Source organism: Allobosea sp. NPDC055594, from assembly GCF_053618995.1.
The window spans coordinates 1-15584 of record NZ_JBSHIO010000006.1; the positions used below are offsets into that span (position 1 = coordinate 1).

General features: G+C 64.6%; 14 protein-coding genes and 1 pseudogene. 6 read left to right on the plus strand and 9 right to left on the minus strand.

Annotated elements, in window-relative coordinates:
• Positions 1–129 precede the first annotated feature (129 nt).
• Together ACWGRX_RS13565 and ACWGRX_RS13570 are read right to left on the minus strand one after the other, a co-directional pair.
• Complete coding sequence (locus tag ACWGRX_RS13565; protein ID WP_452117954.1) at positions 130–849, minus strand: hypothetical protein; 720 nt, start codon at positions 847–849, stop codon at positions 130–132.
• Between the two features lie 346 nt (positions 850–1195).
• The gene (locus tag ACWGRX_RS13570) at positions 1196–1672 is read right to left on the minus strand and encodes a LysR substrate-binding domain-containing protein (RefSeq protein WP_452117955.1); all 477 of its coding nucleotides are present in this window, start codon (positions 1670–1672) and stop codon (positions 1196–1198) included.
• Here ACWGRX_RS13570 and ACWGRX_RS13575 point away from each other — a divergent pair.
• The 4 genes and pseudogenes from ACWGRX_RS13575 (at position 1647) to ACWGRX_RS13590 (ending at position 5041) form a co-directional block, all read left to right on the plus strand.
• Positions 1647–1922, plus strand: coding sequence for a transposase (locus tag ACWGRX_RS13575; protein ID WP_452117956.1), 276 nt, complete (start codon positions 1647–1649; stop codon positions 1920–1922). The two genes, ACWGRX_RS13570 and ACWGRX_RS13575, sit on opposite strands and share 26 nt — an antisense overlap.
• A 129-nt stretch (positions 1923–2051) precedes the next feature.
• Positions 2052–3591: pseudogene (gene istA, locus ACWGRX_RS13580) on the plus strand (IS21 family transposase).
• Positions 3592–3603: 12 nt separating this feature from the next.
• A complete protein-coding gene (istB, locus tag ACWGRX_RS13585) occupies positions 3604–4341 on the plus strand; it encodes an IS21-like element helper ATPase IstB (protein ID WP_452117957.1) in 738 nt (245 codons plus the stop codon).
• 271 nt (positions 4342–4612) lie between these two features.
• The gene (locus ACWGRX_RS13590) at positions 4613–5041 is read left to right on the plus strand and encodes an IS3 family transposase (RefSeq protein ID WP_452117958.1); all 429 of its coding nucleotides are present in this window, start codon (positions 4613–4615) and stop codon (positions 5039–5041) included.
• A 647-nt stretch (positions 5042–5688) separates the two neighbouring features.
• Here the strand turns inward: ACWGRX_RS13590 and ACWGRX_RS13595 are convergent.
• From ACWGRX_RS13595 to ACWGRX_RS13610, 4 genes are read right to left on the minus strand one after another with little or no spacing between them, the layout of a single operon-like run.
• Entirely contained in the window at positions 5689–6786 is a 1098-nt protein-coding gene (locus tag ACWGRX_RS13595; protein WP_452117959.1) for an ABC transporter ATP-binding protein, read from the minus strand.
• A 55-nt stretch (positions 6787–6841) separates the two neighbouring features.
• Positions 6842–8230, minus strand: coding sequence for an aminotransferase family protein (locus tag ACWGRX_RS13600; protein WP_452117960.1), 1389 nt, complete (start codon positions 8228–8230; stop codon positions 6842–6844).
• 43 nt (positions 8231–8273) lie between these two features.
• Positions 8274–9527, minus strand: a complete 1254-nt coding sequence (locus ACWGRX_RS13605; RefSeq protein WP_452117961.1) for an NAD(P)/FAD-dependent oxidoreductase — start codon at positions 9525–9527, stop codon at positions 8274–8276.
• A 2-nt stretch (positions 9528–9529) separates the two neighbouring features.
• A complete protein-coding gene (locus tag ACWGRX_RS13610) occupies positions 9530–10408 on the minus strand; it encodes a beta-keto acid cleavage family enzyme (protein WP_452117962.1) in 879 nt (292 codons plus the stop codon).
• 72 nt (positions 10409–10480) lie between these two features.
• Between ACWGRX_RS13610 and ACWGRX_RS13615 the strand changes: the two genes are divergently transcribed.
• Positions 10481–11359 carry a GntR family transcriptional regulator gene (locus ACWGRX_RS13615; RefSeq protein ID WP_452118216.1) on the plus strand — a complete coding sequence of 293 codons (879 nt, stop codon included), beginning with the start codon at positions 10481–10483 and terminating at the stop codon, positions 11357–11359.
• Here the strand turns inward: ACWGRX_RS13615 and ACWGRX_RS13620 are convergent.
• The 3 genes from ACWGRX_RS13620 to ACWGRX_RS13630 are packed head-to-tail and all read right to left on the minus strand — an operon-like array spanning position 11356 to position 14165.
• Entirely contained in the window at positions 11356–12447 is a 1092-nt protein-coding gene (locus ACWGRX_RS13620; protein ID WP_452117963.1) for a mandelate racemase/muconate lactonizing enzyme family protein, read from the minus strand. The genes ACWGRX_RS13615 and ACWGRX_RS13620 overlap by 4 nt on opposite strands.
• A 44-nt stretch (positions 12448–12491) precedes the next feature.
• Entirely contained in the window at positions 12492–13253 is a 762-nt protein-coding gene (locus tag ACWGRX_RS13625) for an enoyl-CoA hydratase/isomerase family protein (RefSeq protein WP_452117964.1), read from the minus strand.
• Between the two features lie 3 nt (positions 13254–13256).
• Complete coding sequence (locus ACWGRX_RS13630) at positions 13257–14165, minus strand: D-2-hydroxyacid dehydrogenase (protein WP_452117965.1); 909 nt, start codon at positions 14163–14165, stop codon at positions 13257–13259.
• A 282-nt stretch (positions 14166–14447) separates the two neighbouring features.
• Between ACWGRX_RS13630 and ACWGRX_RS13635 the strand changes: the two genes are divergently transcribed.
• Positions 14448–15584 carry an extracellular solute-binding protein gene (locus ACWGRX_RS13635; RefSeq protein ID WP_452117966.1) on the plus strand — a complete coding sequence of 379 codons (1137 nt, stop codon included), beginning with the start codon at positions 14448–14450 and terminating at the stop codon, positions 15582–15584.

Sequence of the window (15584 nt, forward strand, 5' to 3'; positions counted from 1 at the left end):
CCCCGATCGGGGCCCTCGCCATATCCGCCGCTCCCCAACGCCAGTGGCCTGCTTTTACTCCGCCACGCTGGCCTGGAATCCGACCGCCGTTGACAGGACGAACATGCACTCAAGCGACGGTGAGCATCTTCACCGTTTGCCGCTCAGGAGAGAAGTTTCTTCGGTCGGCGGGATCGGTTCGATGCCCTCCGCCATCGCCTCCTCCATCTCCCTCACGCTGAACTTATTCTGCCGAAATGAGCTTTTGAGCTGGCGCTCCCCATCGCCCGCTTTCTTGGGTGAAAGCATTGCCCCAAACCAATCCGGGCCGAACTCGCCCCAGCCGCCTTTCGCGATGACCTTCTCGATCAAATCGACAGTGAGTTCCTCGCCCCTACGCCGTTTTCCCCAGCCCTTCGCATAGGGCCACATGACGTGGGCGAGCCATACGCGCTGCGGGATAAGGTTGCGCTTCTCCGCGCTGGAAGCTGCGCCGCGTTCCGCGACGAGCACCCGGCTATCGTCCATGATATAATTCAGGGTGTGGCCGTAGCTGCACATCAGCACGCCCCACGCTTGGGCAAACTCGGGCGTCAGTTGCCGCTCGGAAATCAGGACCTCCAAGCGATCGATCTGGCCATTTCCTAAATTATAGAAATAGTCGCGCTGATCATTCTCCGACGAGGCTCCGCGATAGGGAATGAACGACGGAAGAAAAGCATCGTAAGGCTCGGATTGAAGCGCTTCTTCACGAGTTTGCAGCGGAAATGCGAAAATCTGCTTCGCCGCCACGAAATTCTCGTCGACCATCCTCCAGAAATCTTGTTCATCCGCTGGGGCCTTTGTCACGTCTTCATACAGCATCGTCATCGTCTGCCCTGAATGCGCTACCGCCGAACGGATGGGAGCTGGAGGCTACTCTAACGGTCACTCGACCCTACTGCAGCCTCCCGCGTATGCGCGCGCGTAGCTGCCGCCTGTGGAGTATTCTGGTACGCACGAACGGGGCGTCAGGGGGATATGACGCAGTACGCTCAAGCGCAAGGCAACTGCTCGGAAAGCCAGCTTCTTTGCAGCCAAATAAGCGGTACGACCGCGCCTAAATCCATGCCACTTGGGTACAGCGTACCGGTCTTTAGAGGAGCGTTCGCCAAATGTCGGGCGGCGCTCAGCCTGTATTCGGAGCGCGACGAAGGCCAAGAATCGCTGCCGCACGTTACCCTGAGGACGGTCGGATTCGGTGCCGCAGATAGTCAATGAAGATGCGGATCTTCGGCGGAACCAACGAAGTGCTCTTGTAGGCCGCGTAGATCGGCATCGCCTCCTGCGGCTCGAATTCACGGAGGATCGGCTCGAGTCGACCGGCTCTGATGTCCTCCAGCACCCGAAGATCCGTCATGCGGCCGATGCCAAGGCCGGCGATCACCGCCTCGTAGTTGCCGTGCCCGCCGTTCACCACATAGTTGCCCTGGACCTTGAGCTTAAGCGGCGTTCCCTCGACGACGAAGGACCACTCGTTGGCATTCATCCCAAGGCGGCTCATCAGGACGCAGTTGTGACCGAGAAGATCCTGGGGCGCGGCCGGCAGTGGAGTGCGCCCCCCTGAGGCGGACAGTGTGACGGCGAACAATTGAACGGGGAGCCGGGCTTTCGAAGGATGGAAGCCCATGGCCCAACACCACACCAACAGCATCGAGTTCAAACGCCAGGTGGCACAAGATTACCTGGCCGGCGAGACGCTCCATAGCCTCGCCCGCCGGCACGACCTGTCACGCAACCTGGTCCGGATCTGGATCCAGAAGTTTGAAACCGGGGCTTTCGACGACGAGGCGGCCGCCGCCGATAAGATCGAAGCCTACGAGGCGCGCATCGCCGCTCTGGAGCGGCTCGTTGGCAGACAGGTGCGGATTCCGATTCCGACCGGCCATCATTCCGATAATTGACCGGTCGGGATTCCGATAATTCTCCGGCCACCATTCCGATTAATGACCGGCCACCCGCCGGGGGTATGAGCGCTCTGGGTCAGCCACTCGGGCATCAGGATTTTCGTTTCATCCGAGACGGAGCCGGTGATGCCGATGAAGAGGAAGCTGACGATGAGAGAACTGCGGCAGATGCTGCGGCTTGCATATGGCGGGGTGAGCGCCCGCGAGATCGGTCGGGTGCTGGGGATTGCCCGCAGCACCGTCCAGGAGAACCTCGGGCGCGCGACCCAGGCGGGGTTGAGCTGGCCGCTGCCGGCGGAGCTGACGGACGATGCCCTTGCTGGCAGGCTGTTCGCGCGATCCGGCACGAAGACCGGCCAGCGGCGGCGGGTCGAGCCGAACTGGGGCGAACTGATCGTCGAGTTGAAGAAGCCCGGCGTGACGATGGCGATCCTGTGGGAGGAGTATCGCGCCGTCCACCCGCAGGGTTACGGCTACAGCCGGTTCTGCGGGTGGACGGCGCGGTTTCCAGCGCCGGCTATCGCCGACGATGCGCCAGGAGCATGTCGCCGGCGACAAGGTCTTCGTCGACTATTCCGGCAAGAAGCTCGGCATCGTCGATGCCCGGACCGGCGTCGTCCGGGAGGCGGAGATTTTCGTCGGTGTGTTCGGCGCCTCGAACTTCACCTTCGCCGAGGCGAGCTGGACCCAGGCCCTGCCGGACTGGATCGGCTCGCATGTGCGGATGTTCCGGTTTTTCGGCGGCGTCCCGCGCCTGATCGTGCCGGACAACCTCAAGGCTGGGGTCAACAAGGCCTCGTTCTACGATCCGCAGCTCAACCGCAGCTATGGCATGATGGCCTCGCATTACGGCGTCGGCGTGCTGCCGGCCCGCGTCCGCAAGCCGCGCGACAAGGCGAAGGTCGAGAACGGGGTTCGCTTCGCGCAGAGCGCCATACTGGGACACTTGCGCAACCAGACCTTCTTCTCGCTGGCCGAGGCCAATGCCGCGATTCGCGATGCCGTCGACCGGATCAACGACCATGTCATCCGTCGCCTCGGCGTGACCCGTCGCCATCTCTTCGAGACCGTCGAGCGGCCGGCCCTGGCGGCGCTGCCCGAGGATTATGAGTTCGCCGAGTGGCGCCTGGCTCGCGCCGGCGTCGATTACCATGTCGAGTATGACGGCTATTTCTACTCCGTCCCCCACGGGCTGATCCGCGAGCAGGTCGATCTGCGGGCCACCAGCCGCACGATCGAGGTTTTCCATCGCGGCCAGCGCGTTGCCGCCCACCAGCGTCGCTATGGCGGCCGCCGGCATGGCACCAACCCGGACCACATGCCAAGCTCGCACCGGCGCTATGCCGACTGGAGCCCGGAACGGCTCCGGCGCTGGGCCGCGTCGGTCGGCCCGAGCACGGAAGGCCTGGTCATCGCCATCCTGGCCAATCGCCCGCATCCCGAGCACGGCTTCAGAACCTGTCTCGGCGTGCTGCGGCTGTTCCGCGATCTCAAGCCGCCCCAGGCCGAAGCCGTTTCCGCACGCGCCCTCGAGATCGGCGCTTTTGCCTACCGCGCTGTCGCCGCCATCGCTGCCAGGCAGGCCGCGGCTGCGACCAAGCCCACCGCCGAAGCCGCCGCCATCATCGAGCACAGCAATCTGCGCGGTCCCGGCTACTTCCACTGACCAGGAGACATCATGTTGATCCATCCCACCATGGCCTTGCTCGCCGAACTCGGACTGCACGGCATGGCCAAAGGCTTCCAGGAGCTCCAGGCCCAGCTCGAACATGCCGACTGGCTCGCCCTCCTGCTCGAACGCGAGAGCACGGTCCGCCGTCAGAAGCGCTTCGAGAACCGCGCTCGCGCTGCGGCGCTGCGCCACAACGCCAGCATCGAGGATGTCGACTTCAAGGCGTCGCGCGGCCTCGATCGCGGGCTCTTCCTCAGCCTCGCCGGCGGCGACTGGATCCGCCAGCATCGCAGCTTGCTGATCACCGGGCCGGCCGGCGTCGGCAAGAGCTGGCTCGCCTGCGCCCTCGGACACAAGGCTTGCCGTGACGATGTTTCGGTCGCCTATCATCGCGCCCCAAGACTCTTCGCCACCCTGGCCCAGGCCCGTGACCAGGGCCGTTACGCCCGCCTGCTCAAGGCCCTCGCCAGGGTCGAGCTCCTGATTATCGACGACTGGGGCCCGGAAAAACTCGACGACACCCAGCGGCGCGACCTCCTCGAACTCACCGAGGATCGCTACGAGCGCCGCGCCACCATCATCACCAGCCAGATCCCCGTGGATCGCTGGTACGAGATCATTGGGAATCCCACGATCGCTGACGCCGTCATGGATCGCATTGCCCACAATGCCTACCGCATCGAACTCGCCGGCGAGAGCATGCGAAAACGCCAGCCGGGACCGTCTCCAGCCGCCCCGGCTTGACCAGCGGCACCAATCACGACATCCAGAAACAGGACCCAGAACCAACGCCCGCCATGGCCGGATAATTGTCGGAACCCCGACCGGTTAATTCTCGGAACAGTGGCCGGTTAATGATTGGATCAGGCGGCCGGTCTCATCGGAATCCGCACAGACAGGCTCTGAAGATCGAGTTCCTAAAGGGGTCTCTGAAGCACGGACCGCGGCCAAGAAGCGGGACTATATCCGTCGTCACCGGCCCCGCGGCATCTCCGTCGCAGAAAGATGTCGGCTGATGGGGATCGCGCGCTCGACCTATTATGACAAGCCGGCCGTCAGCATCGACGACACGGCGCTCGTCGAGACGATGGCGGCGATCTCCGACAGTTTCGAGGCCTATGGCTACCGCCGGATGCAGGCAGCGCTGCGCCACCGCGGCTTCGTCGTCAGTCACAAGAAAATCAGGCGCCTGATGCGCGAGCATGGTCTTCAGCCACGTCAGAAACGGCAGGGCGCATGGGATACGAACGCCGTTCTATCGTCGTTCCGCCTGGACGACGCAGGACGCCTGATCTTTGGAAGTGTCGGAGCACTGCGCTTCGGCGGACAGAAGGTCCGCAAGGAATGGGCCCAGCGGGCAATCTCACGGATCTTCCCCCAATTGCCTTGCACCAGCATCGAATTCAGCTGGTTCGGTTCGCAGCCGGCCGCCTCGCTGGGCTGAGGGAGGCGGCAGAGGCGGGAGATGTCGAGACATCGATTTCGATCTGGATCAAGAGACCTCGCTGGGACTCCGCGGAAGGCCGAGCCTGGGAGGGAGGCGCGCGCCAAGCCTTCCGCTGGAAGTCAGCTGCGATCCTCGCACTCGCGTCCGGCAACGTCGCGCCCCAGGCCTGTCCATGATCGGGCCGAAGTCGATCACGATGGTCGCGCTGCTTGTTGCCCTGGCGATTTCCGGGTGTGCGAGTGACGAGACCCCGTCCGTGACATGCCACACGCATAAAGTCAGCAATGGCGAACTGACCGAGTGTCAAAGAGGCTGAGGCGCAGTCAAATCAGCCCAAACAACCGAAGCGCCATCGCCACTACCCCTATCGGGACAGTTGCTGACATGCCCTTCTTCATCTCTGTCTCCCGATGGAGTCCTAAGCAAACCGGGGACATTTCAAGGGGCAAGGTCAGCCGGCGTCGCAACCTCGGCGGCCTATTGGAAGCCACGAAAAACGTTAAGCGGCGATGACATTCTGCCGATACGCGGGCGGCCTCAGCCTGGGCAAGAGCTGCCAAGCGCGACGGGGCGGCGACAGCACTGCCGCGATGCTCGCGCCAGGAACCCGAAGGTTGATCTGAACGGCGCGGCGGCTGCTGGCTTCAGCCAAGCTGGAAGATGTGCAGTTGCGCCGGGTTCCAGCCGACTTGCGTTCGCTCGCCTTCTCGCAGGGCACAATCCTCGGGGAGATTTATCGTCAGGCGCGTGCCGTCGGACAATACGGCCTCTCCGCGTTGATGATCACCCTTGAAGCGCAGAATTTCGAGGGTCGCCGGCAGGGCATTCGGCCCGGCGCGCTCACCGACGCGGATATGCTCGGGACGCACGCCACAGGTCACGGCCGTGCCCACCGGGAACGGGCCATGCCCGAGCGGGATCTGCAATCCAGCCGATGTTTCCAGCGCCAGCCCCGATGGCGTTTCAGCGACACGCCCCTCGATGCAGTTCAGGTCCCCGACGAAGTCGGCCACGAAGCGCGCCTTCGGCAAGCGATAGATCTCGGACGGCGTCGCGATCTGCAGGATCGCGCCCTTGTCCATCACCGCGATCCGGTCGGAAATGGTGAAGGCTTCGTCCTGGTCATGCGTGACGTATACGGTCGTGATCCCGACCTCCTTCTGGAGCTTGCGGATCTCGAGCTGGAGCTGCTGGCGCAGGCGCTTGTCGAGCGAACCTAGCGGCTCGTCCATCAGCAGAACCCGCGGGCGGAATACCAGTGCGCGCGCGATCGCGACGCGCTGCTGCTGTCCGCCGCTCAGTTGGCCGGGATAGCGTGGGCCATGGCTGGGAAGGCCGACCAGCTCCAGCGCAGCGCCGACGCGCTGCGTGATCTCCTGCCTTGACAGCTTGCGGATGAGTAGCGGGAAAGCGACGTTCTCGAAGATCGTCAGATGCGGGAACAAGGCATAGTTCTGGAAGACCATGCCGATATCGCGCTTCTCCGTCGGGAGATAGGTGACGTCCTGTCCACCGATATGGACGCTGCCGCCGGTCGGCAGCACGAGCCCGGCCAGGATGCGCAGCAGCGTCGTCTTGCCGGAGCCGCTGGGTCCGAGAAGTGTGACGAACTCCCCGCTCGCTACCGCCAGATCGACATTGTGCAATGCCGTGAAAGTGCCGAATTCCTGGCGACAGGCCCGAACCTCGATCGCCGCGCCGCTGGCAGCCATCGTCGCCGGCGATGAACTCAATGGCTGCATGACCGACCTTTCCCCAACCTATGCGAACGTCCCGGGCGAACTGCCAACTCGGCCATCAAATGCGCCCGGCCGCGCGAAGCTCGCGCTCATAGGCCGCAAGCGTATCGGCGAGTTTGCCGACGATCTCGTCGATCTCGGCGTCGGTGACGGTCAGCGCCGGCGTAATCATCAGCCACTCCCCGTAGAGCCCGTTTGCCGTGCGCCGCGAGTAGAGCAGCAGCCCGCGCTCCAGCCCGAGTTCGATGAGACGATAGACTGCCTGGCATTCGGCCGGAAGAATGGTCTTGCTGTCACGAACGGCGACGATCTCGATCGCCATCAGCAGGCCTTTGCCACGGATGTCGCCTAGGATCGCGCTGCCGCGTTGAATCTCTTCCAGCCTGCGGCGGAGATAGGCGCCCTGCGTCGCTGCCCTTGCGACGAGCCCATGGTCGATGACCTCTCGCAGCACAGCGGCACCGATCGCGCAGGAAAGCGGATTGGCTGCGTAGGTGTGACCATGGAGGAAGCCGCCGGCATTGGCGACGGCCTCGACCATCGCTGCCGGCGCCAGCACGGCCCCCATTGGCGTGTAGCCGGCCGCCACACCCTTGGCGAGGATCGCCAGATCGGGCCGCGCATCCGGCCAGTGCTCGGCGGCGAGGAAGGTGCCGGTGCGGCCGGCCCCACTCATCACCTCGTCATAGATCAGCAGCACCCCGTAACGATCGCAGATCTGGCGGACGGTGCTGTAGTAGCTGTCCGGCGCCACCAGCGCGCCCGTCGCAAGGCCGCCGACGGGCTCCATGATGAATGCCAGTACCTGTTCGGGACCTTCCGCCAGGATGGTGCGCTCCAGCTCCGCAGCACAGAACTCGGCATAGCCTGCCACGTCGAAGTTTGGTGGCAGGCGGTAGCTGAACGGCGCCGGCACCTTGGGCATGATCTGCAGCATCGGCCCGTAGCAAGCGAGCGAGACGGGATCGCCGGTCACCGACATCGCACCGAAGGAGGTGCCGTGGAAGCCCGGATCCCGGGAGATGACCTTGTGGCGGGAGGCCTCGCCGCGCACGACGGCATAGTTGCGGGCGAGCTTCAGCACAGCCTCGGTTGCCTCGGAGCCGCCGGAGACGAAAAAGGCCCGCTCGAAGCCGGATCCGGCCAGACCCGTGATCAGGTCCGCCAGCTCGATATTCGGCTCGTTCTCGAACACCGCGCGGCTGGCGAAGCAGACCTTCTGGGCCTGCTCCGTCATCGCCTGCAGGACCCGGCGGTTGCCATGGCCGATATTGGTCGCGACCGGTCCTGAGGAGGCGTCGATATACTGCCGCCCCTCGCTGTCCCACATGTAGAGGCCTTCGGCCCGCGCGATCACGGGGCGGCGCGGCGCGCCGGCCTTCGAATAGAAGGCCTGGACCGGCCCGCCCCGTTGCGGGAACCCCGTCGATGCCCTGGCGCCGTGCATACGCGTCTCCATCAACTCGCCAGTCGGCGCTTCATTGTCCCGGTCAGAAACGGTCGACCCGAAACGGTTCCAGATCCATCGATGCCGGCCGGCCCGCGATCAACTCGGCAATCACCTTGCCGGTCTGCGAAGCACCGAGCAGGCCCTGATGCCCATGCCCGAAGGCATAATAGACATTCGGGAATTTCGGCGAAGATCCGAGCACCGGCAGGCTATCGGGCGTGCAGGGCCGGTGCCCCATCCAGCGGGTATGGCCCTCGGCATTGAGGCCGGGCAGCACTTCGGCACCGACCTTCAGGAGCTTCTCGGCCCGCCGGTAGTCGGGCGGCGCGTCGACGCCCGCGAGTTCGACCGTCCCAGCCAGCCTGAGGCCCATCTCCATCGGCGTGATCGCGACCTTGTAGTCGGCCGAGAGCACCATCCGGCGCGGAGCGAAGCGCGGATCGGGCAGCGTCACGTGATAGCCGCGATGGCTCTCCAGCGGCACCTTGTGACCGAGCTGCCGAGTCAAACCATCCGACCACATTCCGGCGGCGACGACGACCGTATCGAGCGGGCGGCGCCCGCTATCGGTGATCACCGCTTCGGGTCCGTGAGGACCGAACTCGAAGCCCTTGACCTGATCGCGGAGCAGAATCCCGCCATTGCGGACGAAGTGCTCGGCCAGGCCCTGGACCAGGCCGAACGGATTCTTGCAGTGGCCATGGGTCTCGATGAAGTGCGCCTTCACGAAGATCGGGGCCAGAGCGGGCTCGAGCTGGCGGATCTCGTCGGCGTTGAGGATGTCGACATTCACCCCAGTGTCGCGCCGCAGATCGATGCCGAAGCGCTCGTGCTCGAAGGCTTCTTCCGACTTGTAGACGGTGAGCTGCCCCGTGCGATGGAACAGGTGGAGCAGCCCGGCATCGCGCAAGAGCGGCTCATAGGCGTCGAAGGTCGGCATGTTCAGCGCGGTCAGCGCCCGCGAGATCGCCTTCGCCCTCTCGGTGCCGCTGGCGCGCAGGAAGCGCAGCAGCCAGGGCAGGCACTTCGGCAGATGGCTCCATTTGATGTGCAGCGGCCCTTCCGGATCGCTCAGCCATTTTGGCACGTCCCTGAGGATGCCAGGCGTCGCCACCGGCACGACCGAGGCTGGACTGATGCCGCCGGTGTTGCCAAAGGATGTCTGCGCGCCCGGATCGCCGCGATCGATCAGCGTAACGCGATGGCCTTCGCGCAGCAGATAGCTCGCGCAGACGGTTCCGACGATGCCGGCTCCGATAATGGTGACGTCCCTGCCTGAGGTGCTCGGATTCATCGTCAGCCCTTCAGCTTCAGGATTTCACGCGCCTCATCCGCGGAAGCGAGCATCGCCCCGAGGCTTTCGAGAATAGAACGGGCCTTCGCCACCAGTTCGCCGTTGCCATCGGTGAGCTTGCCGCGGCTGATATGGACCGTGTCCTCCATGCCGATGCGGACATGGCCGCCGAGGATGTAGGACTGCGCGAGCATGGGGAAGGCGGCGCGGCCGATGCCGAAGCCGGTCCAATGCAGCCCTGCCGGCAGCCGCGACTTCGCGTAGATCATCGCCTCGGCCGTGGGTGCGAAGCCGTATTTTACGCCGAGCACCAGGCAGGCGAGCGCGGGCACCCTGAGACTGCCCTCGCGGATCAGGTCGGCGCCCATCTCGATGTCACCGGAGTCGAAGAATTCGAGTTCGGGCATGACGCCGCTGTCATAGATCGCCTGCGCCATCACCCGCGCGCTGACCGGCGTGTTGACCACGATCTCGCCACCGAAATTCATCGTATTGAGGTCGAGCGTGGCGATGTCCGGTTTCAGCGCGACAATGTGCTCGATACGCCGCTGCGGCGGCAGAAAATTGGTCTTTGGCCCCGGCACCAGCGGGTCGTCCCTGCCGGGCTCGAAGCGCCCGCCGGGGCCGGTCGTCAGGTTGATCAGCAGCGACGAGTTCTTCGCGCGGATGCGGTCGACCACGGTCCGGTAGTGCTCGACATCCATCGACTGGCGCCCGTCGGGGTGGCGCACATGGATATGGACGATGCTCGCACCGGCCTCGGCCGCCTCGAGGCAAGAATCGGCGATCTGCTCCGGGCTGATCGGGAGGTTGGGATTCATGTCGCGGCGGGTCAACCCGCCCGTCACAGCACAGGTCAATATGACACGCCGATCAGCCACCGAAATCTCCTTTGTCGATGGCGTATCGTATTCCATGTATACTCAGTATGTCAACGATGGCAGTATGTGCGAATGCGCTGCCCATGGCTGTCTGGCCACGCGCCATCGGCAGCGTGCGACAACCCACCGGAAACGACCGGGAATTGTCTCGCGTGCTCGTTGGTGGCCGTGTATACGCAGAATGCGCAGTTCGGCGAGGATTCGATGGTCAATGTCAGGGAAATGGGCGGGAAACCGCTCTACGAGATTGCGCGCGAGACGATCGAGGCCCGCATCGCTGAAGGTATTTTCAAGCCCGATCAGCCCTTGCCGTCCGTGCTCAATCTTGCTGCCGAACTCGGCGTCAGCGGTATCACCGTCCGCCGCGCCCTCACCGATCTTCAGAATGCCGGGCTGCTGCGCACCGTGCCGGGGCTCGGCACCTTCATCAACACCACCCGGCGCTTCGTCCGCCACCTGAACCGTGTGCCGGACCCTCACTATGGCGCCTTCGAGGAAGCCCTCCATATCGGCAAGAACGCAACCGTGAAGACATTGTCGGTCGAGTTGCAGAACCCCAAGGACCCGGTGTTCGCGATCTTCGGCCCTGCCGAGGGCAAGCATGTCTGCGTCAACAAGCTCGTCCTCATCGACGGCGAGGCCATGGCGCTCGAGCACACCTTCGTTGCCTTCCCTTATGACGAGGATCTCGTCGACGAACTGCGCAACGACTTGCTGACCCGCGTGCTGCGCCGGCGCAAGCTCCCGCTCGAACAAAACAGGCTCTATTTCGATGCGGCACCCGCATCGCCGGAGGTTTCGGCGACGCTCAACGTCCCTATCGGCTATCCAACGGTCCGGCTGTTCTACAATCCTGTGATGAAGGGCAAGAATGCGCCGCGCATCTATGGCGTCTCGGTCTCGCCATTCGACCGCCTTGCCTACACCGTGGACCTGCCGGGAGAAGGTTAGCCGGTACGCCTTTCGAGATGAGCGATGCGCTCCTCGTCGAGCGTAAAGCCCCAGCCCGGACGATCCGGCACGAGCGCGTCGCCGTCCCGCAGTTCGATCCGCTCGCGATAGAGCGGCTCGAACCAGGGCATGTACTCGATGAAGCTCTTGCCCGGCAGCGCCGCCATCAACTGGATGCTCATCTCCGTGAAAAGATGACTCGAAACCGGCACATCGTAGGCTTCAGCCATCCTTGCCACGCGCATGAACTCGCTGACGCCGCCGACGCGCTGGAGATCGGGCATGAGCGTATCGGCCGCGCGCAGCTCCAGCATCTGGCGGAAGGCGTAGCGGGTATAGTCGGTCTCGCCGCTGGCGATCGGCGTCGAGATCGCGGACTTGACGCGGCCGAGCCCTTCCAGATCCCATGCGGGCAAAGGCTCCTCGAACCAGGTGATATCGAACTCGTCCAGCATGCGACCGCGGCGGATCGCCTCGCTCTCGGTCAGCCCCTGATTTGCGTCGACCATGAGGCCTACCGAGGGACCGATGGCCTCACGCACGGCTTTGATACGCTCGCGGTCCTCCCGCAGCGTCGGCGCTCCGAGCCGCAGCTTGATCGTGCGAAACCCGCTGGCGACCATCCCGCCGGCCTGCTCGGCCAGTGCCGCCGGCTTCATCGAGAGCCAGAGGCCGCCGCTGTGATAGGCCGGCACGCTGCTGCGCGCAGCGCCGAGCATATGCGACAGCGGCAGCCCGGCGGCTCTCGCATTGAGATCCCAGAGCGCACTGTCGATCGCGGAGATGCCCATGATCGACACTCCCTTGTGCCCGATGAAGTTGATGGACCGCCAGGCCTTGTCCCATATCCCGGCCGTGAAGGCCGGATCGGCGCCGACGACCAGCGACGCCAGGCTCTCCACCATCTCGCGCAATACGCGGCTGCGGACGTCGTTCAGCGTGAAAATCAGGCTCTCGCCCGCAGGTCCCTCATTGGTCGTGATCCTGACAAGGATGACGCCGAATGAGTGGATCTCACCGAGCGCAAAGCCGATCGGCTCATCCAGTGGCAGCACGACATGCCGCGTGTCGACGCTTCTGACCTTCACCGCTTGTTCCTCCCTGGTCGTGTCCTGTTGGCGCGAGGGCCGATCTAGCGGCCGCCTCCCGCCCTCTTCCGGCGGAATTGCGCCTGATAGAATTCGGCCGCCCGGGCCGGATAGCCCGGGTCGAGCGGCTGGAGTTCGGCCAGCAGCCGCTTCGTCGCCGCGATCGCAGCGCGATCGCAGCGTGCGAGCCGCACCAGCAGATCGGCGCGAGCCTGTTCGAGATCGGTTTCCTCCGATATCGCCTCGTGCACGAGGCCGATCCGGATCGCCTCGACCGTCTCGATCCTGGTGCCGGTCAGGAGCATCCGCCGCGCCTGGCTGGCACCGACCCGCCTGACGAGATGCGGCGAGATTTGCGCCGGAACCGCCCCGTCGGCGACCTCGGGCGCGGCGAAGACGCTGCCCTCGCGCGCCAAGACCAGATCGCAGACGCAGAGCATGCCGAGGCCGGCTCCGACTGCGCCGCCCTCGACGAGGCCGACGACCAACTGCGGCAACCCGGCCATCGCATTCAGAAGCTCGCCCTCGCGCCGGTTCCGCCGCGCGAGCCCTTCGCCATCGGGGCCGGCCGCGATCGTCGCGCGCTCCGTGAGATCGCCGCCAGCGCAGAAATAGCCGCCCTCACCTTCCAGGACGACGATGCGCAGGCATCCATCCAACGCGGCCTCGGCAATGATGGCCTCGAGGCCTCGCAGCATGCCGTCGTCAACGGCGTTCCGCACGCGCGGCCGTGATAGCGTCGCAACAAGTGTGTCGCCGTCACGGCGCAGCCGCAGGGCCGAGGCGGTGGCGGGGATGTCCGTCACCGATCAGTAGCCGAGGCTGGTATCGACGACGTTCTCCAGCGGCTCCCCCGCCAGGAGGCGGCGCAAGTTGGCGATGAAGATGTCGATGGCGCGGGCAAGATAGGCATCCAGGTCATCAATCGCGCAATGGGCGCTGATCACGACGTTCTCCATCTCCCAGAGTGGCGAGGCTTCTGGCAGCGGCTCCACCTCGAAGACGTCGAGCACCGCTCCTCCGAGATGGCCGGACCGCAATGCCTTGATGAGGGCGGGCTCGTCGATCGCCTGTCCGCGTCCGATGCTGAGGAAGCCGGCTCCCTTCGGCAGCAGCGCGAATTGCGGTGCACCAATGCGCCTCCTCGCTTCCGGCGTATTCGGCATCGTGCTGACCAGAAAATCGGCCTGCGGCAGTACGCTTTCGAGCCCTCCGATCGGCAGCACCTGGTCGAAGCCCTCGACCGGCAGACCGCGCCGGCTGACACCGATGGCGCGCATACCGAAATGACGAGCCTGCGCCGCGAGTGCAACACCGAGCTTGCCCGTGCCGACGATCACCACCGTCTTGCCGGCGATGACGGGCGTGAAATGCGGTTCCCAGCGTCGCCTGCGCTGGCTCGCCATGAACCGGGGCACATTGCTGTTCAGCATGAGCAGGGCGCAGATGCCGTACTCGGCCGCCTTCGGAGCGTGAACGCCGCTGCCATTGGTCAGCACGACATCCGACGGGATGGATGGCGCGAGCTTTTCGACGCCGGCGAAGATCGACTGCACCCAGCGCAGCTTCGGCGCGCGCTCGCGCAGGTTCTCGGACTCGAAATTTCCGACCAGCATGACCTCCGCTTCGTGCAAGCCCTGGTCGAGCGCCGCGCGATCGGCCCCGAACGACAGATCGAGCTTCGCCAGTAGCGCGGGGTCCGCTTCCAGCGCCGGCATCAGACGCTCGCGCGTCACCTGGAAGACATCGAGCGAGCCCTTGCTCTGCTGCACGTGGATTCGAAGCCTACCTTGGTCCATTTCCCGCTCCTCAAGCCTTGCCGCAGCCTACCCGCTCATCACGCCGCTGGACACGGGTTCGATATTCCATGTATACAAAGTATGTCAACTCGCCTACAAACGATGTTGGGCCGGCGGCCCCGACCTTGTGTCCGGCGCGCCGCGGCCCCCAATAGAGGGGAAAAACCAATGTGCAGCTGGCTATACTCAAATCGATCTCGTTTGCGCTCGCTTGCCCTGCTCGGCACCGCCCTGATGGCGTTCAGCGGCGCGGCCGCGGCGCAGGACTTGCGCAGCAAATTTCCTGCCGACGTGCAGCCGCTCCTCAAAGAGTTGCCCGACGCGCTGGTGAAGGCGTTGCTGGACGTCCGCCAGTCGCCCCCCGACACGCTGATCTGGCGCGATGGCGGCGGCGCGCTCGGCGAGGCGGAGCGCAAGGCCTATTGGGACAATTGGGAGAAGATCACCGGCTGGAAGGTGCGCAATGTCTCGCCTTCGGCCAATCCACCCGATGTCGAGGCGCAAGTCCAGTCTGGCAATCCGCAGTTCGACGTGTTCGAGACCAAATCGGGCGCGAACGCCATTCTCGAACAGGAGCAGGGCCTGCTCGAAAAGCTCGATCCGGAACTTTTCGACCCGATCTTCGCCAAGTTCCCGAAAGGCTATCTGCATTCGCCCTATTGGCTCGAATACACCAAGAGCACGGGCATCGTGATCTTCAATACCAAGAAGTGGCCGCTCTCCGGCAAGCACCCGACCGATGTCACCGATCTGTTCAACACCAAGGATTTTCCAGGCAAGCGCTGCCTCTATAAATTCCTGAACGCGACCGGGACATTGGAGTATCCGCTGCTGGCCGACGGCGTGCCGCGTGACAAGCTGTTCCCGCTCGACGTGACGCGGGCGCTGAAGAAGCTCGACACGATCCGCAACGACATCGTCTGGTGGACCGGCGGCGCCCAGTCGGTCCAGCTCGTGCTCGACGGCGAATGCGATATCGGAATCACCTGGCATGGCCGGGCGGCCGCCCTCTTCGCCAAGGATCCGAAGACGCCGCTCGGCGTCGTCTGGAAGAACGCCCAGGTCGGCAACGCCCCGTTCGCCATCGTCAAGGGCACGAAGCGGGCTAAGGCCGCGCAGACCGCGCTCGCCTACGCCTTCCAGGCCAAGCCGATGTGCACGCTGCTTAACAGCCTGGGCTATGGCGTGCCGATCGACGAATCCTGCCTCAGCGATTTCGCCAAGACCTGGGCGGTCACCGCCGACAAGATTCCGCTCGTCATTCCGGCCGACAACGGCTGGTACCTCAAGAACTACAATGAGGCGACGGATCAGTTCAACGCCTGGCTGCAGAAGTAG